23 protein-coding genes are annotated in these 21,023 nt (G+C 47.3%); 12 read left to right on the forward strand and 11 right to left on the reverse strand.

All coding sequences use genetic code 11. The features are described from left to right. Positions 1-2 precede the first annotated feature (2 nt). The 5 genes from FSB84_RS28115 to hisG all read right to left on the reverse strand — a co-directional run bounded on the left by FSB84_RS28115 (position 3) and on the right by hisG (position 4,568). Positions 3-1,280, reverse strand: coding sequence for a PQQ-dependent sugar dehydrogenase (locus FSB84_RS28115; RefSeq protein WP_130543789.1), 1,278 nt, complete (start codon positions 1,278-1,280; stop codon positions 3-5). A gap of 61 nt (positions 1,281-1,341) precedes the next feature. Next, entirely contained in the window at positions 1,342-2,394 is a 1,053-nt protein-coding gene (gene hisC, locus FSB84_RS28120; protein WP_130543790.1) for a histidinol-phosphate transaminase, read from the reverse strand. A 24-nt stretch (positions 2,395-2,418) separates the two neighbouring features. Next, positions 2,419-3,561 carry a histidinol dehydrogenase gene (gene hisD, locus FSB84_RS28125; protein WP_225979910.1) on the reverse strand — a complete coding sequence of 381 codons (1,143 nt, stop codon included), beginning with the start codon at positions 3,559-3,561 and terminating at the stop codon, positions 2,419-2,421. Then, positions 3,459-3,692 carry a hypothetical protein gene (locus FSB84_RS31315; RefSeq protein WP_225979911.1) on the reverse strand — a complete coding sequence of 78 codons (234 nt, stop codon included), beginning with the start codon at positions 3,690-3,692 and terminating at the stop codon, positions 3,459-3,461. The genes hisD and FSB84_RS31315 overlap by 103 nt, the downstream gene beginning before the upstream one ends. Positions 3,693-3,704: 12 nt before the next feature. Further along, positions 3,705-4,568: an ATP phosphoribosyltransferase gene (gene hisG, locus FSB84_RS28130; protein WP_130543792.1), complete on the reverse strand. Its 864-nt coding sequence runs from the start codon at positions 4,566-4,568 to the stop codon at positions 3,705-3,707. A 274-nt stretch (positions 4,569-4,842) separates the two neighbouring features. On the opposite strand from hisG, the gene FSB84_RS28135 reads away from it, so the two are divergent. Next, positions 4,843-5,631, forward strand: coding sequence for a glycoside hydrolase family 16 protein (locus FSB84_RS28135; protein ID WP_225979912.1), 789 nt, complete (start codon positions 4,843-4,845; stop codon positions 5,629-5,631). A 186-nt stretch (positions 5,632-5,817) separates the two neighbouring features. Here FSB84_RS28135 and FSB84_RS28140 read toward each other — a convergent pair whose 3' ends face one another. After that, positions 5,818-7,728 carry a beta-N-acetylhexosaminidase gene (locus FSB84_RS28140; RefSeq protein WP_130543794.1) on the reverse strand — a complete coding sequence of 637 codons (1,911 nt, stop codon included), beginning with the start codon at positions 7,726-7,728 and terminating at the stop codon, positions 5,818-5,820. 150 nt (positions 7,729-7,878) lie between these two features. Between FSB84_RS28140 and FSB84_RS28145 the strand changes: the two genes are divergently transcribed. From FSB84_RS28145 to FSB84_RS31775, 8 genes are all read left to right on the forward strand, one after another. Then, the gene (locus tag FSB84_RS28145; RefSeq protein ID WP_130543795.1) at positions 7,879-8,709 is read left to right on the forward strand and encodes a universal stress protein; all 831 of its coding nucleotides are present in this window, start codon (positions 7,879-7,881) and stop codon (positions 8,707-8,709) included. A 67-nt stretch (positions 8,710-8,776) separates the two neighbouring features. After that, complete coding sequence (locus tag FSB84_RS28150; RefSeq protein ID WP_130543796.1) at positions 8,777-9,172, forward strand: hypothetical protein; 396 nt, start codon at positions 8,777-8,779, stop codon at positions 9,170-9,172. A gap of 59 nt (positions 9,173-9,231) precedes the next feature. After that, entirely contained in the window at positions 9,232-10,137 is a 906-nt protein-coding gene (locus FSB84_RS28155; RefSeq protein ID WP_130543797.1) for a LysR substrate-binding domain-containing protein, read from the forward strand. A 77-nt stretch (positions 10,138-10,214) separates the two neighbouring features. Further along, a complete protein-coding gene (locus FSB84_RS28160) occupies positions 10,215-11,384 on the forward strand; it encodes a threonine synthase (protein ID WP_130543798.1) in 1,170 nt (389 codons plus the stop codon). Positions 11,385-11,421: 37 nt separating this feature from the next. After that, the gene (locus FSB84_RS28165; RefSeq protein ID WP_130543799.1) at positions 11,422-11,817 is read left to right on the forward strand and encodes a hypothetical protein; all 396 of its coding nucleotides are present in this window, start codon (positions 11,422-11,424) and stop codon (positions 11,815-11,817) included. A 10-nt stretch (positions 11,818-11,827) separates the two neighbouring features. Beyond that, entirely contained in the window at positions 11,828-12,421 is a 594-nt protein-coding gene (locus FSB84_RS28170) for a methyltransferase domain-containing protein (protein ID WP_207234336.1), read from the forward strand. Between the two features lie 59 nt (positions 12,422-12,480). Continuing rightward, on the forward strand, positions 12,481-12,846 hold the full coding sequence (locus FSB84_RS28175; protein WP_130543800.1) for a nucleotidyltransferase family protein: 366 nt from the start codon (positions 12,481-12,483) through the stop codon (positions 12,844-12,846). Next, positions 12,831-12,911, forward strand: coding sequence for a ribonuclease HepT family protein (locus FSB84_RS31775; protein ID WP_394367104.1), 81 nt, complete (start codon positions 12,831-12,833; stop codon positions 12,909-12,911). Before FSB84_RS28175 ends, FSB84_RS31775 begins: the two co-directional genes overlap by 16 nt. Positions 12,912-12,915: 4 nt before the next feature. On the opposite strand, the gene FSB84_RS28185 is transcribed toward FSB84_RS31775, so the two are convergent. The 5 genes from FSB84_RS28185 to FSB84_RS28205 form a co-directional block, all read right to left on the reverse strand. Beyond that, a complete protein-coding gene (locus tag FSB84_RS28185) occupies positions 12,916-13,962 on the reverse strand; it encodes an agmatine deiminase family protein (RefSeq protein ID WP_130543801.1) in 1,047 nt (348 codons plus the stop codon). Positions 13,963-13,992: 30 nt separating this feature from the next. Beyond that, the gene (locus FSB84_RS28190; protein ID WP_130543802.1) at positions 13,993-14,868 is read right to left on the reverse strand and encodes a carbon-nitrogen hydrolase; all 876 of its coding nucleotides are present in this window, start codon (positions 14,866-14,868) and stop codon (positions 13,993-13,995) included. Positions 14,869-14,943: 75 nt separating this feature from the next. Next, the gene (locus FSB84_RS28195) at positions 14,944-16,014 is read right to left on the reverse strand and encodes a fatty acid desaturase family protein (protein ID WP_130543803.1); all 1,071 of its coding nucleotides are present in this window, start codon (positions 16,012-16,014) and stop codon (positions 14,944-14,946) included. A gap of 79 nt (positions 16,015-16,093) precedes the next feature. Continuing rightward, positions 16,094-16,831 (reverse strand): bacillithiol biosynthesis deacetylase BshB1, encoded by a 738-nt coding sequence (gene bshB1, locus FSB84_RS28200; protein ID WP_130543804.1) that lies wholly within the window; start codon positions 16,829-16,831, stop codon positions 16,094-16,096. A gap of 41 nt (positions 16,832-16,872) precedes the next feature. Then, positions 16,873-18,012, reverse strand: a complete 1,140-nt coding sequence (locus FSB84_RS28205) for a serine hydrolase domain-containing protein (protein ID WP_130543805.1) — start codon at positions 18,010-18,012, stop codon at positions 16,873-16,875. A gap of 281 nt (positions 18,013-18,293) precedes the next feature. Here FSB84_RS28205 and lpdA point away from each other — a divergent pair, with 281 nt between their 5' ends. From lpdA to FSB84_RS28220, 3 genes are all read left to right on the forward strand, one after another. Further along, positions 18,294-19,697: a dihydrolipoyl dehydrogenase gene (gene lpdA, locus FSB84_RS28210; protein WP_130543806.1), complete on the forward strand. Its 1,404-nt coding sequence runs from the start codon at positions 18,294-18,296 to the stop codon at positions 19,695-19,697. Between the two features lie 216 nt (positions 19,698-19,913). Beyond that, positions 19,914-20,393: a hypothetical protein gene (locus FSB84_RS28215; protein WP_130543807.1), complete on the forward strand. Its 480-nt coding sequence runs from the start codon at positions 19,914-19,916 to the stop codon at positions 20,391-20,393. Between the two features lie 44 nt (positions 20,394-20,437). Further along, the gene (locus FSB84_RS28220) at positions 20,438-20,875 is read left to right on the forward strand and encodes a hypothetical protein (RefSeq protein ID WP_130543808.1); all 438 of its coding nucleotides are present in this window, start codon (positions 20,438-20,440) and stop codon (positions 20,873-20,875) included. Positions 20,876-21,023: the final 148 nt, after the last annotated feature.

The following is a 21,023-nucleotide window of genomic DNA, read 5'->3' on the forward strand; positions in this document are numbered from 1 at the left end:
TTTTAGTTGTTACTGTAAGTCACTTTCCAGATCCTGCCTTTCTTGTCATCCGAAATAAAGAGCGAGCCATCGGGCCCCTGCGCCAGTCCGCAAGGACGGAAGCGCGCATTTTTCGGATCGATCTTTTCACCGGCAAATCCATCGGCAAAGATCTCGTAATCGCCACTGGGCATTCCATCTTTCATGGGAAGGAACACCACAAAGTAGCCTGTCTGCGGCCTCGGAGCCCTGTTCCATGAACCGTGGAAGGCTACGAATGCTCCATTTTTATATTTTTCCGGAAACTGGTTACCGGTGTAAAACAGTAATGCATTGGGCGCCCAGTGACCGGGAAATGCATAGATGGGTTTGTTCATGCCTGCACACCTGTCCTGTTTTTTCCCATCGCCGCCATATTCAGGGGCCAGTACTTTTTTCTGCTGGAACTGGTCGTAATAACAATAGGGCCAGCCATAATTATCGCCCTTGCTGATGCGCAGCAATTCTTCCGCAGGCAGCTCTGCGCTTTGCTCTTCGTTGTACATGGATGGAAAGAGCGTGTTCAGCATATCGCGGCCATGCTGCATGGCGTAAAGCTGATTGGTGGTCTGATTCCAATCGAGGCCAACCACGTTGCGGATTCCGGTAGCATACTTCACGCCATTGTGATAGGACTGACCCGTCTGATCGGCTTTGAACTGCCAGATACCGCCGGTGGAATCCAACAAAGGACAAGGATCCATTGCAGGCGAACCAACTGTGCGGTCTGTGATCTGGCAGGCGTTGGATGGCGAACCGATATTCACATAGATATTTCCATCATTATCCAGCACGATGGATTTGGTATTGTGCGTTCTTCGGTTGATCAATGCCGTTATGATATTCTCGGCTTTGCCGGTATCGATCACATCACCTTTTTCATTGAGTTTGTAACGGTACACATCAGTGTTGGATGATGCATACAGGTATCCGTTCTTGATAGTAATTCCGGTACCGCTGTAATTGCCCCATCCGGAGATCTCATCAGCCACGCCATCTTTATTGGTGTCGCGGAGACGAAGGATACCTTTTCCATTTTTCACCCGGTCCAGCTTTGCATAGATATCGCCATTGGATTGCGCAACGATATGCCGCACAGTACCGAGATTATCGGCCACCACCAGGGCCTTGAAGCCTTTGGGCAGCGTGATGCCGCCATTCTCTTCTTTCGGTTTTCCTTTTTTCACACGAGTTGAATCACTGGCAAAAACCTGCGCGGAAAGCAGCATGGCAAACGGCAGTATTTTTAAGATCGCATTCATTTTTTTACAGACTTTTTGATTGAATGTCTTAAAATTAAATGTTTTGGCCAGAATCCACTATTTATGCCAAGTAGCTTTGCAAGTATGCCAATAGAGCTTTATTTTCTGCCTCTGTTCCTACCGTGATGCGCAGGCAACCTTCGCAAAGGGTAACGGAACTTCTGTCTCGCACCACCACTCCCTTATCGGCCAGGTATTTGTAAATCCCTTTCGCATCCGTTACGCGCACCAGCAGGAAATTGGCATCGGAAGGATAGATCTTTTGTACAACAGGCAGTTTGGCTAATTCAGTTTCCAATACGCCGCGCTGTGTTACGATCTCGCGGATCATATCGTTCACCATTCCCACTTCTTCCAGCGCTTTGAGGGTCAGTTCCTGCGATGCCTGGTTGATATTGTAGGGAGGTTTCACCTTGTTCATCACGTTGATAATAGGCTCTGAAGCGAAAGCCAGTCCAACACGCAGCGCCGCCAGTCCCCAGGCTTTGCTCAACGTTTGCATCACCACCAGGTTGGGATAATCTTCCAGCTCCTGCGTGAAGCTCCGGAAACGTGAGAAATTTATATAGGCCTCATCCAGCGCTATGATGCCCCAGTAATTGTTGAGGATCACTTCCAGGTCTTCACGGTTGAGCGAATTCCCTGTAGGGTTATTGGGAGAGCAAAGAAAGATGATCTTGGTATTGTCGTCCACCGCTTCTTCGATAGCAGGAAGATCGAGCTGAAAATCAGCCGTGAGCGGCACTTTCTTGATGTATACATCATTGATATTGGCGCTCACTTCGTACATTCCGTAGGTAGGTGGACAAATAATGATATTGTCTTTACCCGGTTCGCAGAATGCACGGATGAGGATATCGATACATTCGTCGCTGCCATTGCCGATGAAGATATTGCCGGCTGGTACACCTTTCACTTCGCTGAGTTTATCTTTCACTTTCAGTTGCAGCGGATCGGGATAGCGGTTATACCACTTCGTGAGTGGGCTGCCGTAAGCGTTTTCATTGGCATCGAGAAAGATGCTGGCTTCGCCTTTGAATTCATCGCGGGCAGAAGAATATGGAACGAGATTCTTGATATTCGGTCTTAACAGATCATCGAGATTAAAGCTCATGATATGGGAATTGTGGATCAGAAATTATTTTAATCGAACACGCACGGCGTTAGCATGGGCCTGTAAACCTTCGGCTTCCGCCATTTCAATAACGGTCTGGCCGATGCGCTGCAGTCCATCATTGCTCAATTGCTGGAAAGTGATCTTGCGCACGAAACTGTCTACACTCACACCGCTGTACGCTCTTGCATATCCGTTAGTAGGGAGGGTATGATTGGTGCCACTGGCATAATCCCCCACACTTTCAGGAGAATAATTACCGATGAAAACAGAACCGGCATTGATCACTTTTTCGGCCAGCGCTTCGGCATTGCTGCAACTCAGTATCAGGTGCTCGGCAGCGTAGGCGTTGAGGAGACCCATGGCCTCTTCTTCCGTTCGAACAACTATCAGCTTACTATTCTCTAAAGCCTTTGCAGCGATCTCTTTGCGCGGCAATGCGCTCAGTTGTTCATTCACTGCCTGTTCTACCTGCTTTACCAGTTTTTCGGAGCATGTCACCAGCAATACCTGGCTGTCTGCCCCGTGTTCAGCCTGGCTGAGCAGGTCTGCCGCAATATAGGCTGGTGGCGCCGTTTCATCAGCATACACAGCCACTTCACTCGGGCCGGCAGGCATATCGATGGCAAGTCCTTCCTGCTGCACCAGTTGTTTGGCGCAGGTCACGTATTGGTTACCTGGGCCAAATATTTTGTATACCTGCGGAACAGATCCTGTACCATAAGCCATTGCGCCAATAGCCTGCACCCCGCCAATACGGAATACTTTTGTTACTCCAACAGTTTTTGCAGCAAACAAAATTGCAGGGTGCAGTTTTCCATTCTGATCAGGAGGAGAACAAAGAACGATCTCACGGCAACCTGCAATCGAAGCAGGAACGCCAAGCATCAGGATGGTGGAGAACAGCGGTGCAGATCCGCCGGGAATGTACAGTCCCACGCGTTCTATGCCCACGCTTTTGCGCCAGCATTTAATGCCGGGCATGGTCTCGATGATCTCAGGAGCGGAAACCTGTTTGCTATGGAAAATGGAGATATTGTCTTTCGCGGTGAGGATGGCCTGTTTCAGTTCAGCGGACAATAATTGTTCAGCCTCCTCAAAATCTGCAGCAGGAACCTGTAAAGAATCCAGCTGCGCTTTATCGAACTGAAAAGTGTAGTGCACCACGGCTGCATCGCCGTTCTTTTTACATCGTCCAGCACCCTGCGCACAGTAGCTTCCAGCGATGCGGCATCGGCCACGGGCCTTTGCAGTAGAGACGGGTATTGAGCCAGATCCGGGTATTGATAGATTTTCATGATTACAGTTTTTTAATTCACCATTTTTTCGATGGGAACTACCAAAATGCCTTCGGCTCCGGCGGCTTTCAGTTCTTCGATGATATCCCAGAACCTGTCTTCGCTCAGTACGCTGTGAACACTGCTCCATCCTTCTTCAGCAAGTGGAAGCACAGTTGGGCTGCGCATTCCCGGGAGCAGGCTGATGATCGCTTTCAGTTTATCATTCGGCGCATTCATCAATACGTATTTGTTGCGTTTTGCTTTTTTTACCGCGCGAATACGGAAAAGTAAACGCTCCAGCAATTGCTCCTGCTCTTTGCCCAGTCCATTATTTTTGATCAGTACAGACTGCGATTGCAGAATGGATTCCACTTCTTTCAATCCGTTCATGAAAAGTGTTGATCCGCTGCTCACCAGATCGGCCACTACATCGGCCAGGCCAATACCGGGAGCTATCTCCACCGAACCACTGATCTCGTGGATCTCCGCCTGCACCAGGTTTTCATTAAGCCATTTGTTCACCAGGAAAGGATAGCTGGTAGCGATGCGTTTTCCCTGGAGAGAGGCCACGCCTTCGTATTCCATGGCGCGGGGAATGGCAACAGAAAGACGGCATTTACCAAATCCCAGTTTTTCCACCACGGCTGCCTGCTTGTTCTTTTCCAGGAGCACATTCTCGCCCACGATACCAATATCAGCCACACCATCTTCCACATATTGGGGAATATCATCATCACGAAGAAAGAACACTTCAAGCGGAAAATTGTCTGATTCCGTCTTCAGCCTGTCTTTTACATTGCGCAGGTCGATACCGCATTCCTTCAGCAGCTGCACTGAGTCTTCATACAGCCTGCCTGATTTCTGAATTGCGATGCGGAGTTTAGTCTGATCCATTTTGATTGGTTTGGATAATGAGCAAAAAAATAGGGCTTACCAGTGGTAAGCCCTTTGAATATTGTTTGGCATATGCACAACACCATCGGCCTACCTGCGCAGGTAAGTATGATGATGATGGATATGTGTAGTGCTGAATTTCATAATTGCGAGGCAAAAATACAGGAATCATGTTAACCGCAAAATATTTTTTTTGCGATGATTTTAACAACCGTTCATAAGCAGGCCCGATAGAATTTATTAATATTACTGACGTCAAGCGAAAAATATTATCATGAACCCCAGGCAATTTTTCTTATCCCTGATGGCTGCAATAGCTATTTCCACGGTATCCAGCGCACAGACTGTTCCTACAGTACCCTCCGGTCCACAGCCCGTTTGGGCCGATGAATTCAATTATACCGGCCTGCCGGATTCCAGCAAATGGAGCTACGATGTAGGCGGCCATGGCTGGGGCAACGATGAATGGCAGTTCTATACCAAAGGCAGGAAAGAAAATGTATGGGTCGAAAATGGAAAACTCGTGATCGAAGCGCGCAAGGAAAATTTTGAAGGCAGGAATTTCACTTCCACACGACTTATATCGAAAGGAAAAGGCGACTGGCAATACGGAAGGATCGAAGTACGCGCAAAATTACCCAGGGGCAGGGGCACCTGGCCTGCCATCTGGATGCTTGCCAGTACGGATACCGCCAGGTGGCCTGATGATGGTGAGATCGATATCATGGAACATGTTGGCTATAACCAGGGCATTATTCACGGTACCGTACATACGAAGAAATATTATCATAGTATCGGCACACAAAAAGGCGATACCATTCCCGTTCCCGATGCATCAGAGAAATTCCACGTGTATGCAGTGGACTGGAATGCAGATTCAATTCGTATAAGTGTAGACAATAAAACCTATTTCACTTTCCATAATGAACATACGGGCAATGATGCCTGGCCCTTCGATAAGAAATTCCATTTGCTGCTCAATATCGCTGTGGGCGGCTCCTGGGCGGACAAAAAGGAGTGGATGAAACTGTATTCCCTGCCAGGATGGAAATTGACTATGTAAGAGTGTACAAATAAAAAAAGGGCCTTCCAAAAAAGACGGATGGAAGACCCTGCGTAGACATAATTGGTAATAACCCCTAAGCAAAATACCAATGAACGCTCTCCTTGCGTTCAGCAGTTTTGACACTGCATGAAAACACATCGTTGCATTTCCATTTTATATTTTTTTGCAAAAGGATCACTAGTATTATTTTTTGGCGCCGCGTTTCTGCAGATCAGCAACAGGAATCACCATCATACGGCCGATTTCCTGCTTTCCGCGATAAGTAATTATTTTCAATGTTGAAGCATCTTTAGGTGCTACCAGCGTTTGTGTATACCTGGGATAATAACGGTCCGGGAAAGAATTGTCCCAGCTGTAATAAATATCCAGTCCTTCCACTTCTGTACTCAGATCAACCTTCAGCACTTTGGAAGTTGTATCGTATACTGGTTTCACAATGGCATCGTACATGCTCGGAGCATATTTGATCTGCGCTTCATCGAAACGATCAAAATGTGATTCAGTACGGGATACGAAATTATTCCAGTTCCTTTTTTCTTTCGGGCTCCACAAACATTCAGCAATGGCAAATGCGCGGGGCCAAACCATGTATTGCATATGGCGGGTGTTGTACACCTGTTCTGTCCATAGATTTGCCTGTCCGCCTTTCACCAGCTTTGGATCAGCGCCGGGTGGAACCGGTTCCATTTCGTAAGCAGTCTTCAGTCTGAGCGAACTGTATACCGGAGGCTCAATGCTGGCATCGCCCTGCATGAAATCGATATACGCATTGGTATTGGGGCTCATCACCACTTCATGACCAAGCTTGATGGCTTCCAGTCCGCCTTTCACACCACGCCAGCTCATCACAGCTGCATTCGGCGCCAGGCCGCCTTCCAGGATCTCATCCCAACCGATCATCTTCTTACCCTTAGCACTGATGATCTTCGATACACGTTTTACAAAATAGCTTTGTACTTCATGCATGTCTTTCAGATTCTCTTTCTGCATGAGTTGTTTCACTGCATCGCTCTGCTCCCAGAAATTTTTCGCGCACTCGTCTCCTCCCATATGTATGTATTCGAAGGGAAAGAGCGCCGCTACTTCAGTGAACACTTTGTCCAGGAATTCGTAAGTGAACTCTCCTGCCGGGTTCAGACTGTTATCATAGATGGCAGTGAATTTTCCGCCACCGAGCCAGTTCATCAGTTTCTCACCAGAGTTCACGCGTGTGTTCTCAGGGAAGTTGGCAAGCTGAGGATAACTCTCGATAGCAGCGCTGCTGTGACCAGGTACATCCACTTCGGGAAGGATATTCACGAAACGGTCGGCGGCATACTGCACGATCTCTTTGATATCTTCCTGCGTATAGAAACCGCCATAAGTTTTGGGCTCATTCGGTTCGGGCCTGCTGAAAGTGCCCCATGTACCGGTCTTGTCTACACGCCATGCGCCTACGGTAGTAAGTTTGGGCAATGATTTTATTTCGATCCTCCAGCCCTGGTCGTCTGTGAGATGCCAGTGCAGAAGATTGTATTTGTACTTCACCATATTGTCGATGAATTCCTTCACTTCAGCCTTGGTGAAAAAGTGACGGCTCACATCCAGCATCAGTCCGCGCCAGCCGAATCTTGGTTTGTCGGAAATGCTGAGGGCCGGCAGGCTCCAGCTGGCTTTTTTGACGAGGCTCTTACCAGCGATCTCTTTAGGGAATAATTGCAGGAGCGTTTGCACGCCATAAAAAAGACCGGCAGGCTGATTGGCCTTGATGAATACGCCTTTGTTGTTCACCTGTAATGAATAGCCTTCCTTACCCAATGCAGCATCTTCTTTTGAATTGAGCTCAAGAGCAATGAGATTTGTTTTGATGGTTTTGGTAAGGCCATTGGCGAGCGGCAGTCCATACCCCGTAACAGGGCGCAGTTGTGCTGCCAGCAGTTCAGCCACGCGGAAAGCTTCTTTACCGGTAGCTTCGATACGACTCTGTGCATTCAGTTCCCAGGAACCCGTTTGAAGGGTATACGTTTCAGGCTGCGGAATGATCGCAGGCATCGTCTGGGCTATAGCTGCAAATGAGCAGACAAACAACGCAAACGCAATAGTGATTTTTTTCATATAACTTATTTGGATCGGAGTTTGGTGCGACTAAAATTAGGCATTTTATTTATTGGCATTCATTGAATACTGCAAATCATCGTATTCATTTAAAATGGGGCTGGTTTTTTATTCGTGTTTATGTATCTTTCAAAAAAAACCAACTGAACAATGAAAAAATTCCTCGTACCAACGGATTTTTCTGACACCTCTAAAAACGCTGCCAGGTTTGCCGTTCAGGCCGTAGCCAATGATCAGGACGCCACGATTATTCTGTACAATCTGCATGACTTAGTTGCTGCGGGCTCAGATGGTTCTTTGCTGACTGAAACAGAGAATGACCGGATGATTGTGCTGACCGAAGCACTTAACAACCTGAAAGCCGAACTCATTGCGCTGGCTCCTCAGGCAAAAATCGAAATCGTAGCTGAAGCAGGTTCATCCCTGGTGGATAACCTTGACCGATATGTGAGACATCATGGTATCGACCTGGTGGTGATGGGCATCACCGGCGCTACCCGTCTCGAACAGATCTTCATGGGAAGCAATACCCTCAACCTGGTTGATAAAGGTATCTGCCCGGTAATGATCATCCCTCCCGATGCCACTTACCACCCCATCAAGAACATCGCACTGGCTTCCGACCTCAAGGAAGTGGAAACCACAACGCCTGTAGCACCTATCAAGGCCGTGCTGAAACTCTTCAATGCCTCCCTGCACGTGGTGAATGTAGACAGTGAGCATTATGTGGACATCACCGATGAATACAAGGCAGAAAGGGTAAAACTGGAAAAAATGTTTAGCGGATACAACCCTGAGTTCTATTTTATCCGTCAATATGATTTTCAGGAAGCGATCAGCCAGTTCTCTATCGACAGGGCAATCGACGCCATTGTGATCGTTCCGAAACGCAACAGCTTCCTCAGCGGACTGTTCAAAACCAGTCATACGAAGAGACTGGCTTATCATAGCCATATTCCCATTGTGGCTATTCACGAATAATTCAGCGCTAATTGCTTATACGAGGTTGTACCTTTGCGGTGCAACCTTCTTTTTTATCTGAGAATTTATGATGATCCTGAAAAAAGTGGCTTACGCATTCGCTCTCTGCGCAGGCCTCACCTATATCGGACTGAAGTTCACCTGGCCGGATACCGGTTGGTATACCATTTTTATGGCCCTTCAGTTTGCAGCTTTTGTTGTTTTGCTTCTGTTTCTGCTCTTGTTCAGTAAACTGATCAAAATGCAGCCCCTGAAGGCTTACCTGCTGGCTACTATTTGCGCTTATATCGGCTACCTGTTTGCGTTGAAGGCTATCAATAATCCGGGAGACAGTATCGGGGTTGCCCTGACGAAACTCCATACCGGTAAGGATTTTGTACCTACCCTGCTCAGCTTCCTGCTGGCGAATACAGCGATACTGATTTACACTTTTTTTGAAGAGCGGGCTAAGAAAACGGCTTAGCTGTCTGAATACCCGGGCGGGTGGCTGAATTTTCTCTAACTTCATACAAACGCCGGGCTATGATCAGTTTCAGTCATGAAGTGTTTTTTGAAGTGGCCTCCCAACTCAGCTTTTCCCGTGCAGCGGAGGCTATGTTCATCTCTCAGCCTGCAATTACCCGGCATATTCAAACCCTTGAAAAGAATTACGGCGCCAGTTTGTTTGAAAGAAAAGGGAATGCCATCTCTCTCACTACTGAAGGGAAATTGCTGTTGGATTATGTAACCAAAGCAAGAGAACTGCAGCGGCAATTATCGTTCGATATGAGCCGGCAGGAAGATATCCATCAGGCCAAAGGCTCGCTCACATTGGGCACCAGCACTACCATCACACTGTACGTGATCCCTCCCGTATTCTCTGCATTCCATCAGCAATATCCGAACATCGATCTTACACTCGTTAACCGCAACTCGGAAAATATTCTTAAAGCACTGCTGGATCACGAGATCGATCTTGGCGTTACCGAAGGAAAGAAACAACTTACTTCCGTGAAGTACCAGTTCTTTATCTCCGATGAAGTAGTGCCCATCTGCAGTGCAAGAAGTCCACTCACAAAGAAGAAAAGTATACAACCTGAAGAGCTCAAACAGATCCCTGTGGCACTGCGCGAAAGGGGATCCGGCACTCTGCAGGCCGTTACAGAAGCCCTGCAAAAAAACAAAATGAGTATTGCAGACATCCGTCATAAGATTGTGCTGGGTGGTACGGAAGCCCTCAAAAATTTCCTCCTGGATGACACTTGCGTTGGCTTCCTTCCGCTCCGTTCAGTAGTGAAGCAACTCAAAAACGGAGAGCTGGTCCGGCTCAATATCCCTGGAATGAGTATCCAGCGCGACTTCTACTTTGTACAAAGGCGTGACTCCGAAGCAGACAGGATCAACCAGTTATTCATCAAACTGGCCCTTCGTTATAACAAAAAGTTATAGCGTATAATTAAACGGCATTAGCGGCTGTGCAGCGTCTTCCTACATTTACAGGGTCATTAGCGAGTAATAGTGAGTTTATGAAAGTAGCACAACAACACAGCACATTAGCCCGGCTGGTATGCTCATCCTGCGGAAATGCGTTCTCCATCTTTGAGCCACAAACATTTTCCTCCTGCTGCCAGCAGCCGCTGATCGCGGAATACGATCTTCCCCGGATTTCTCCATCAGTATTGCAACAACGTCCATCAACAATGTGGCGGTATGCTGAAATGCTGCCGGTACTGGACCCGGAAAATATCGTGAGCCTGGGAGAAGGCATGACGCCCGTGATCTATCCCAAACGTCTAACCGAAAAATTCGATCTTCCTTTTTTCCATATCAAAGATGAATCCGGCAATCCGACAGGTTCATTCAAGGCGCGTGGAATCAGTGCCGCCGTGAGCAAGGCCAAGGAGTTTGGGTTTGAAGGTTGCATTGTTCCCACTGCCGGTAATGCAGGCGGCGCTTTGGCCGCATATTGCGCTGCAGCAGGAATGAAGGCCGTAGTAGTGATGCCATCGCATACACCGGATGTGTTCAAGGAAGAATGCAGGCTGTTCGGTGCAGACCTGGTGCTGGTGGATGGATTGATCAGCGACTGCGCCAGACGGGTTGCCACACTGAAACAGAGCCTTCCCTTTTTCGATATTTCCACAATGAAGGAACCTTACCGCCTGGAAGGAAAGAAAACTATGGGATACGAAATTGCAGAGCAATTCAATTTCGATCTTCCCGATGTGATCCTCTACCCCACCGGCGGCGGTACAGGATTGCTCGGTATGTGGAAGGCATTTGATGAAATGGAAACAATGGGCTGGATCGGTTCCAAACGCCCGCGTATGATCGCTGTACAGGCAGCCAATTGCCAGCCAATTGCAGAAAGATTTGCAGGAAATATTAATTCTGTGAAAGAGTATGTGGGACGGGCATCGCTCGCCTATGGCCTTGCAGTTCCGCATCCCTTTGCAGAGAACATGATCATGCGCGTGCTGCATGGATCCGGAGGACTTCCCATTGCCATCAGTGATGAAGCCATGATAGACGCAGTAAAGCTGATCGCAAGGGAAGAAGGAATGCTGATAGCTCCAGAAGGCGCAGCACTATGGGTGGCATTGCAGCAATTGATCAAAGAAGGCTTGATCCGTAATGATGAAAATATTCTCATGTTGAATACCGGCAGCGGATACAAGTATTTGCAAAACCTGTGAGCAAAGCTGTATCTTGTAATGAGAAATCATTCATCTCATGACAAGCAGCGCTAAAACTCCGGGCAGATCCAACAGATCGTCTTCCAAAGAGAACAGGCCCATCCGCGTCTATGCAGCCATCCTTATGCTGGCAATATTGATCGCCGGTATCCTGTATTTCACCCGCGATCAACCTATCCCCAAAGAGATCAGAGAAGCCGTCTCTTCCGGCGGTAAACGAGACTCTGTGTGGACTTACAGTTCTTCATCTCCCGATATCATCGCATTGAAAATGCCCAACGGCAATAAGTTCGAGTTGGAGAAGAATAGTTCTGGCATTGCTTCGTTCAAAGTCAATGGCAGAACCCTGACCAATCCTGAAGAAATGGAACAATACCAACGGGAACTGGCCGCCATGCTCAACGAATTGAACAATAGAAAGCAGTCGCAATAATTTTCACATTATGCAGGAAAACATGTTCGATGCGGCTTACTGGGACGATCAGTACCTCCATTACAAACCAGGCTGGGATATCGGTTCCCCATCAACGCCACTGAAAGAATATATCGATCAACTAACTGATAAGAATACCCGTATCCTCATTCCCGGCTGCGGCAATGGCTACGAAGCTGAATACCTGTTACAGCAAGGGTTTCAGCATGTTACTGTAATAGATCTGTCCCCGGTACTCACTAAAAGCTTCACAGAGAAATTACAGTCGTACGCTGGCAAACAACTAACAGTGATCACCGGAGATTTCTTTGATCATACCGGCCAATACGATCTCATACTCGAGCAGACTTTCTTTTGTGTGTTTCCGCCGCAATACAGGGAGAAATATGTGCAGCATGTACAGGAATTGCTGGCTCCAGGCGGTATCATCGCAGGAGTTCTGTTCAACAGGGAATTCGATAGCGCCCCTCCTTTCGGTGGAAAAATGGAATCCTACATTCCTGTTTTCCAGAAATACCTTGATCTGATGAAGATGGAGCCCTGCTACAATTCCATCAAACCAAGGCAGGGAGCGGAAGTATTTTTTATAGCGCGGAAAAACTAAGAGAAACAGGCATATTACCTTCAATTTGTTATTAGTAGCGAATTGCTTAAATTTACAATATGCAGCTTTCAATACAAGATCGATTATTACTCCAACAATTCTTTGCAGGTATCCCTGTTAAAAGAGCCTATTTGTTTGGATCGATGGCTCGCGGCGAAGCTGATTCCAAAAGCGATATCGATATTCTGGTAGAGCTTGATCATTCCCAACCTATTGGTATGAAATTCTTCATTTACCAATCCGATCTTGAAGAATTGTTACATAAAAAAGTAGACCTTGTTACAACCGAAGGACTTTCTCACCTGGTAAAACCTTATATCGACAAGGACAAGATACTTATCTATGAAAGGACAGCTCACCGGGATTCAGAAATATATCTATTCATGAATATTTCTCAGTCAATCCCCACCTGGTATGGGAAATAGCTCAAAAAGATCTTCCAGTCTTGAAACAACAATTTCAGGAAACATTATCAGATCTCCCCGAATAATAGCCTACACCGCAGGCTCCTGCTGGCTCAAACAATGGAAGCTTCCTAATCCCCAGATGATCTCCGTACTATCGATCCCCACCACTTTCCTATCCGGGAAACTTTGCTGGATGATCTGCAGTGCCATATCATCAGCCGCACAACGATAAGTAGGAACGATCACTGATTTATTGGCGATGTAAAAATTGGCGTAAGAAGCCGGCAGGCGCTGCTCGTCAAAATCAACAGCCTCAGGCATGGGCAGTTCGATAATATTGAGTTGTTTACCATTGATCAGTCGCATCTGTTTCAATTGTCGCAGGTTATGCTGCAGGAGCTCGTAGTTCTCGTCCTGCTTATTGGTTTCAACAACAGTGAGCACAGTATCTTCATTCACGAAACGGATGGTGTCATCGATATGTCCATCGGTATCATCTCCCACAATTCCTTCATCCACCCAGAGGATCTGCTCTACTCCGTAATAATTGCGGAGGTAGTTTTCAATCTGGCCCTGGTTCAGGTGAGGGTTACGGTTAGGATTGAGCAGGCAGGCTGTAGAAGTAAGCAATGTTCCTTTTCCGTTGAACTCAACAGAGCCGCCTTCCATTACGATACCCGGATTGTAAACAGGAAGATTAAAATGTTTGGCGATCAAAGTTGGGATCACATCATCCAGATCAAATGGAGGATATTTTCCACCCCAGGCATTGTAGCCCCAGTCCACCACCACTTTCTTTTGCTCAGCAGCAGGATTGATGAGGAAGGCCGGACCGTGATCGCGGCACCAGGCATCATTGGTGGGATGGAGGAAGAATTCCACCTGGCCCATATCTACCTGTGCATCCTGCAGATGCTTTGTTGCAAAGGCTTTCATGGCTTCATCCACTACATTGATCCGTACTTTTTCACTGAGTGCAAGTTCTCTTACAAACTGGCTGTAGAAAGGATAGATGGTGTGGATCTTTCCGGGCCAGCTTGCTTCTTTATGCGGCCAGCTGAGCCAGGTTGCGGTATGTGGCGCAAATTCAGCCGGGAACACATAGCCGAGCTGTCCGGGAGTGGTTGATTCCATGAAGGTTGATTTTATACTGCGATGAACAGGTTAATCTTCGTCGATAAATCTTTTGGTGATCGGTTGGTAAGAGTCGATGCGTCTGTCGCGCAGGAAAGGCCAGTGCGTACGGTAGCGATCGCTCAGCGCAATGTCCAGTTCCTGTACATGGATCTCTTCTTTATCGTGGGAAGCCAGGTACAGCAGGTTGCCGAATGGATTGGCCACAAAAGAACCGCCCCAGAACTTCATGGCGCCGTTCTGTTCCAGTCCAACCCTGTTCACGCTCACCACATGTACACCGTTGGCAACAGCATGACTGCGCTGGATGGTCTGCCATGCATTGTATTGCTCGCTGTTGGTGGCTTCGTCCTGTGAAGTGGCCCAGCCGATGGCGGTGGGATAGAACAGGATCTCTGCGCCCATAAGCGCAGTGATGCGTGATGCTTCAGGATACCATTGATCCCAGCAGATCAGCACACCGATGGTGGCGAATTTTGTTTTGAACACTTTATACCCGAGGTCGCCGGGAGTGAAGTAGAATTTTTCGTAATAAGCCGGATCATCCGGGATATGCATTTTGCGGTACTTGCCGAGGTAAGCGCCATCTGCATCGATCACGGCTGTGGTATTGTGATAGATACCCTGCGTTCTCTTTTCAAACAGGGAAGCAATGATCACCACGCCTTTTTCCCTGGCTACGGACTGCAGCGTTTCGGTGGAAGGTCCGGGGATAGGCTCTGCCAGTTTGAAGTTTTCATAATCCTCCACATCGCAGAAGTACAGTGAAGTGAAAAGCTCCTGAAGGCATACGATCTGTGCGCCCTTATCAGCAGCCTCTTTGACTTTGGCCACCGCTTTCTGAAGATTCTCTTCTTTACTGGCTGTGCAGGTCATTTGCACCAGCCCAACTTTTACTTTAGACATAGACGATTTTATCTTTGACTTTTGAGGGTGCAAAGTTATAAAAATGGAAGGATTTCCGTTGTTAAAATGCTGTGACTACGCGGCAGATCCCATCTGCTTCAGGAAAGCTACGTGAGAGGCCACCGCATAACGCACACGGGGATACTCGATGTAGTTGATACCATACTCCTGGCAGGTTTTCCGGATGATCTTGCTGATAGCCGGATAATGCACGTGAGAGATCTTGGGGAAAAGATGGTGCTCGATCTGGAAATTCAGTCCACCTACCAGCCAGCTCACCAATTTGTTGTTGGTAGCGAAATTGGCAGTGGTCTTGATCTGGTGAACAGCCCATTCATCTTCCAGTTTACCGGTATTCTCGTCGGGCACAGGGAAAGCTGTATGCTCAACCGTGTGCGCCAGTTGGAACACGAGGCTCAGCACCAGGCCGGCCACCAGGGTGAAGATGAGGAAACTGATAGCCCAGCTGGAGAATCCAACCATCATGATGGGCAATACCACAAACATGAAAAGGTGCAGTACTTTGAAGCCCCAGAACACGAGATGATCGGAAAGCTTCATTCTCTTCAGTGGCATGTTGCCGATCTTGCTCTTGAAGTATTTTTGATAATCCAGCACGAAGATCCAGAAGATGTACAGCAATGAGTACAGGAACCAGAAATAGATATGCTGGTATTTGTGGAGTTTGTATTTTTTCTGAGTGGTGCTCATGCGCATCCAGGGCTGGATATCGATATCGTCATCCACGCCATCCACATTGGTGTACGCATGATGGATAACGTTATGCTTCACATTCCACATGAAGCTGTTGCCACCGAGGATATTGAGTGAGAAAGAGGCGAAGGTATTCAGCCATTTGTATTTGCTGAAGCTTCCGTGAGCGCCGTCGTGCATCACGTTGAAGCCGATAGCGGCAACCAGTCCCCCAAGGATGATGCTTTCAAGGATCTGAAAGAAAAGATTGGGAGTGAAGAAAACGAGGTGAATATACACAGCCAGGAAACTAACGCCGAGGATCACTGCTTTAGTGAACAGGCTGGAGTTCCCGGTCTGAGATTTACCTACTTCGAGGAAGTACTCACTGATCCTGCGCTTCAATTCAGAGTGAAAAGAGTGAGGAACATTCGCAAATTTAGGTGTCGCCATTTTAAAATTATACAGGGACTAAGAACATTAATTAAAGGCGCAAAGTTACGGTTCAAAACCCATAAAACCTTGCTAATTATCAGGTTTCTACTGTCACCAGCGCGTCAAGATTACGTATACCGATCTTTTTCTCGCTGGTAAACCCTTCTGCATATTTCACGCCAATTCTTTTGCCGAGCATCCGGGCACGGGCGATCACGCTGTCCAGGAAATCGGGGGTGGAAATATAGGTTTGAGGACCTTCCTCTCCACTGGCATTGGTATGGAATTGGGTTGAATAAGCTGCTATTGCATTCATTCTCTGCTCAAATACATCGCTTATATCAATCAGGAGCATCGGTTCATGGTACCAGTCCTGCATATAGTGCAACACGTATTTCGGGCGCCATTTGGGTTGGATATTACCTTTTTCGTCCCTGGTCTCGATCTTTACCAGCCCGCTGAGAAAGCAGGCATCGGAAATAAGGTGACCTGCCCTTCCATGGTCCGGATGGCGGTCGTCCAGTGCATTGGCCAGGATAATATCGGGTTGGTATTTGCGGATGGCGGAGATGAGCTGTAGTTTGTGCTCTTCATCATTCCGGAAGAAACCGTCGCGCATTTTGAGGTTTTCCCTCACATGAACACCCATGATGGCAGCGGCTTTTGCAGCTTCTGCATAACGGGTTTCAACGGTTCCTCTTGTTCCCAGTTCACCTTGCGTGAGGTCCAGGATGCCTGCCTTTTTACCAAGTTTGATTTCGTTGATGAGTGTACCGGAACATCCGAGTTCCACATCATCGGGGTGAACGCCGATGGCGAGTATATCTAATTTCATAATCGTTGATGATGCAACAACAAAGGTAATCAGGGATTTGTTCACAATTTCATGCCCCAGCGGACCAGTCCGGCCACTTCCTCAAGACTGTGCGTGGCAGGTTCCCTCTCTCCCCTTTTCTTGCCCAGCCTCACCAGTACAAGGTCTTTCGAAGGAATAACGATAATGTACTGTCCCAGGATACCCCGGGCATAAAATATTTTTTCCTGTCCCGGATAGATCCACCACTGATAACCGTAATAATCGCAGGGTTTGCCCGAATCATCCGGGATCATACAGGGTTCGACGGATTTGGCATAGTAATCCGGATTGATGATCTCCTGCCCTTTCCAGCGGCCACTGTCCAGCATCAACTGTCCGATCCTCGCAAAATCACGTGCATTTGTATTGAAGCAGCAATAGGCTTTGATATGTCCGCCTGTATGATCGGTACTCCAGAGCGCGGGATGCTCAGCACCGATGGGATGCCAGAGTTTTTCAGCAGCGTAGGCGCTGAGTGATTTTTTGGTGGCCTTCTCGATCAGCAGTCCCAGCAGTTGGGTATCGCCGGATTTGTAACGATGTAGTGTACCGGGCTGATTGGACATATTCACTCCAGTAGCAGTTTTATATGCGTCGGAACCATAATATAATTCAGTTGTGATCGATAAAGGATCTGCATATGCTTCATTGAAATCTGTTCCGCTGCTCATGGTGAGGAGATCGATGATCTTCACTTTTGCTTTTTCTCCCTGGCTGAATTCTGGCAGGTATTTACCTACAGGGTCCTGCAAAGATGCAACGGAGCTATCTTTCAGTGCAGCGCCCATCAGCAGGCTGGTGATACTCTTGGCAACAGAGAAAGAACCTGACCAGGATGAATCGGAATAACCATCCCAATATTCTTCATACAACAAGGAATCATGCTTGATAGCCACCACCGCAACGGACTGGATCTTTTCCAGCAACTGATGAAGATCGGCAGGCATCACAACTTTATTGTACGATGCAGACAATGGCCAGGGCTGATGCTCACCGGTAGTGATGGTGTTATTGGCGAACACTTCATAATCGTCTATGTCTGCAAAATTGTGGTACACTGCTTTGAACAGGTAGGTCTTCCCACTCACCAGCGCATAGCCGGAAAAAACAATCAGCACCAACAGGATGAGATAGAGTAAATAACGAAGGATTCTTTTCATATTACCTTAACTTGATTGAACAAGTTAACAAATAACAATGACAAGATTATCCTGGTATGGTTCAGTATGAATCCGGCAGTTGAGCAGGGTCGGCATTCTGAACAGAATTATATTGATTTTTTTTGTGCAGATCGAAACAAATCGGGGCTATCCTTCGTTTTTTGGGTTTTTTGGCTTTTTGGACTAGTTTCGCGGGTCGTAAGAAAACCTTGCTGCCCAATGAGGAACAGGTGCTTATCGAACAGAACTGAAATCATCATTATAAAAATCTCGAACCGAATATGGCATACGACGTAATAGTTATCGGTAGCGGCCCTGGTGGATATGTGGCGGCTATCCGTGCATCTCAGCTTGGATTAAAGACCGCTATCATTGAAAGGGAAAGCCTGGGTGGCATCTGCCTCAACTGGGGTTGTATCCCAACCAAGGCCCTCCTGAAGAGCGCATCGGTAATGGAATATATCAATCATGCAAAGGATTTTGGTATTGAAGCTTCCGGTAAGCACGATTTCGCTGCTGTTATCAAGCGTAGCCGCGGTGTGGCTGATAAGATGAGCAAGGGCGTTCAGTTCCTCATGAAGAAGAACAAGATCGATGTGATCCCGGGCAATGGCGTACTGAAAGCAAAAGGCCAGGTGGAAGTTACTGCTGCCGATGGTAAGAAACAGATCGTTGAAGGAAAACATGTAATCATAGCAACCGGCGGCCGCAGCCGCGAACTGCCTGCCCTGAAACAGGATGGCAAAAAGATCATCGGCTATCGTGAAGCCATGACATTGCCCACACAACCAAAGAGCATCATCGTGGTTGGATCAGGCGCTATCGGTGTTGAGTTCGGTTATTTTTACAATGCCCTCGGAACAAAAGTTACCATCGTGGAATTCCTCCCGCGCATCGTTCCTGTTGAAGACGAAGACGTATCGAAAGAACTGGAAAAGAATTTCAAGAAACAAGGCATCGAAGTAATGACCAATGCTGAAGTAACTTCTGTAGATACTTCAGGCAATGGCGTGAAAGCGAAAGTGAAAACTGCCAATGGTGAAGTGGTGCTCGAAGCAGACGTACTGCTCAGCGCAGTTGGTGTTGCCGCCAATATCGAAGGCATCGGACTGGAAACTCTCGGCATCAAAACCGATAAAGGCCGCGTTGCTGTAGATAAATATTATCAAACCAATGTTCCCGGTTTCTATGCGATCGGCGACTGCGCCCCCGGCCAGGCTCTCGCACATGTTGCCAGCAAAGAAGGCATCATCTGTGTGGAGAACATTGCCTACAACGAGAAAAAATACAACCACCAGCCTGAAGCGCTCGACTATGGTAACGTACCAGGATGTACTTATTGCACACCTGAGATCGCTTCTGTTGGCTTCACAGAGAAACAGGCGAAAGAAGCCGGCTACGAGATCAAAGTGGGCAAATTCCCGCTCAGCGCATCCGGTAAAGCTTCTGCAGCAGGCCATACCGAAGGTTTCGTAAAAGTGATCTTCGACGCCAAATACGGCGAATGGCTCGGTACTCATATGATCGGTTACAATGTAACGGAGATGATCATCGAAACAGTGGTAGGCCGCAAACTGGAAACCACCTACCATGAAGTGCTGAACAGCATCCACCCACACCCCACCATCAGCGAAAGTGTGAAAGACGCTATCGAAGTGGCGTATGGCGAAGCTATCCACCTCTAATCGTTTTATACAGCATATTGAAGCCGTTCCCGATGGGAGCGGCTTTTTTTTGCGTACAGGCCGGCCAACTGTTAAATCTGTCTGAAAGGCTGGTTTATGATTCTTTCACGCATACTGATCACGCTATCCTGCCGTTATTCGAAAAGCAGGTACGGAGCGGCACTTGCGTGTCTGCCCGATATTTCATATTTTAAAACCGAAAGCAACCTTCAGCAAATGAGCATCTTAAAAGCATTGGGGGCTAGCTTTATCCTTGCACTGACAACTCCGGTTGGAATGGCGCAATCGTCCCCCAACCCAACAGCAGACAGCATCAGATATTTTCTGGTGAACGCAGTGGAAAGACCAGCAATTGTAAACCCTAACGGATGTCGTGAACCGAAAATGATCGGGATCGGTTTGCAATCGCAGTCGGCAAATGTGTACTGCCCCGGTAAGGCAACAGTGATCACCACTTTCGAGATAGAAGGAACATATGCCGTAATGTTTAAAACCGACTCCACCACTTTTTGGGTAGTGAGCGATCTGAAAGATGTACAATTGAAAAAAGGAGAAACAGTTGAAAGAGGCGCTTTCATAGGTGAAGCCGCATGGAATGAAGACACTCAAAACTACGAATGTGATCTCTTACTGAACCTTAAAAAAACAAATGCGAATCGTGAAAAGATGGAAGAATACCTGAACAGGATGAAATAGCATGATCAAATCCAAACAGACCGAACCCTGATAAGCCTATAACCATGATCAACAAGCGCTTTTCCATTATTGCAGCAATGGCTATCATCTGCCTGATTGCCTGCAACAAGATCAAATCCGGCAAAGAGATGCCTGGCCAGGAAACAAGCTATATTAAGAAACTTGGTCTGCTGGATAAGAATGAACAGATCATAAAATTCTACTCCAATTACAAGTTTAAGAATGCAGGGAATTTCTTCACGGAGAAACGGATCGCGAAGTATTGGATAGACGAACATGATAGCAGCAAAACTCAGATCGAGTATGCCTTTTATGAAGATATCAAATCGATAGACAGTATCACGAATGTACCTTCCACCTATTGCCCGTATTTACTTGTAACCAGGAAAAATGGAAGCACTTTCAAAGTGTTTGTCAATGGAAAGAAGCGGGATGTGATCGTTTTCTTTGAAGATGCAATGAGAATGATTGCAAAGAGATAGAAAGATCAGGGGCCCCATGCCGAGCAGGTCTCATTGCAAAAGACACTGTGAGGACTCGAAAGCGACAAACAATTTCACTCCAACCATTTTTCCTGAACAGTTATTCCTTGAATATGACCATTCAAATATCTTTTCGGCAATCATTACC

This window comes from Pseudobacter ginsenosidimutans, assembly GCF_007970185.1.
Taxonomy (GTDB): domain Bacteria; phylum Bacteroidota; class Bacteroidia; order Chitinophagales; family Chitinophagaceae; genus Pseudobacter; species Pseudobacter ginsenosidimutans.

Coding starts and splice junctions, on each gene's coding strand:
- FSB84_RS28115 (WP_130543789.1), bottom strand. CDS start 1,280: ATGAATGCGATCTTAAAAATACTGCCGTTTGCCATGCTGCTTTCCGCG.
- hisC (WP_130543790.1), bottom strand. CDS start 2,394: ATGAGCTTTAATCTCGATGATCTGTTAAGACCGAATATCAAGAATCTC.
- FSB84_RS31315 (WP_225979911.1), bottom strand. CDS start 3,692: ATGAAAATCTATCAATACCCGGATCTGGCTCAATACCCGTCTCTACTG.
- hisG (WP_130543792.1), bottom strand. CDS start 4,568: ATGGATCAGACTAAACTCCGCATCGCAATTCAGAAATCAGGCAGGCTG.
- FSB84_RS28135 (WP_225979912.1), top strand. CDS start 4,843: ATGAACCCCAGGCAATTTTTCTTATCCCTGATGGCTGCAATAGCTATT.
- FSB84_RS28140 (WP_130543794.1), bottom strand. CDS start 7,728: ATGAAAAAAATCACTATTGCGTTTGCGTTGTTTGTCTGCTCATTTGCA.
- FSB84_RS28145 (WP_130543795.1), top strand. CDS start 7,879: ATGAAAAAATTCCTCGTACCAACGGATTTTTCTGACACCTCTAAAAAC.
- FSB84_RS28150 (WP_130543796.1), top strand. CDS start 8,777: ATGATGATCCTGAAAAAAGTGGCTTACGCATTCGCTCTCTGCGCAGGC.
- FSB84_RS28155 (WP_130543797.1), top strand. CDS start 9,232: ATGATCAGTTTCAGTCATGAAGTGTTTTTTGAAGTGGCCTCCCAACTC.
- FSB84_RS28160 (WP_130543798.1), top strand. CDS start 10,215: ATGAAAGTAGCACAACAACACAGCACATTAGCCCGGCTGGTATGCTCA.
- FSB84_RS28165 (WP_130543799.1), top strand. CDS start 11,422: ATGACAAGCAGCGCTAAAACTCCGGGCAGATCCAACAGATCGTCTTCC.
- FSB84_RS28170 (WP_207234336.1), top strand. CDS start 11,828: ATGCAGGAAAACATGTTCGATGCGGCTTACTGGGACGATCAGTACCTC.
- FSB84_RS28175 (WP_130543800.1), top strand. CDS start 12,481: ATGCAGCTTTCAATACAAGATCGATTATTACTCCAACAATTCTTTGCA.
- FSB84_RS28185 (WP_130543801.1), bottom strand. CDS start 13,962: ATGGAATCAACCACTCCCGGACAGCTCGGCTATGTGTTCCCGGCTGAA.
- FSB84_RS28190 (WP_130543802.1), bottom strand. CDS start 14,868: ATGTCTAAAGTAAAAGTTGGGCTGGTGCAAATGACCTGCACAGCCAGT.
- FSB84_RS28195 (WP_130543803.1), bottom strand. CDS start 16,014: ATGGCGACACCTAAATTTGCGAATGTTCCTCACTCTTTTCACTCTGAA.
- bshB1 (WP_130543804.1), bottom strand. CDS start 16,831: ATGAAATTAGATATACTCGCCATCGGCGTTCACCCCGATGATGTGGAA.
- FSB84_RS28205 (WP_130543805.1), bottom strand. CDS start 18,012: ATGAAAAGAATCCTTCGTTATTTACTCTATCTCATCCTGTTGGTGCTG.
- lpdA (WP_130543806.1), top strand. CDS start 18,294: ATGGCATACGACGTAATAGTTATCGGTAGCGGCCCTGGTGGATATGTG.
- FSB84_RS28215 (WP_130543807.1), top strand. CDS start 19,914: ATGAGCATCTTAAAAGCATTGGGGGCTAGCTTTATCCTTGCACTGACA.
- FSB84_RS28220 (WP_130543808.1), top strand. CDS start 20,438: ATGATCAACAAGCGCTTTTCCATTATTGCAGCAATGGCTATCATCTGC.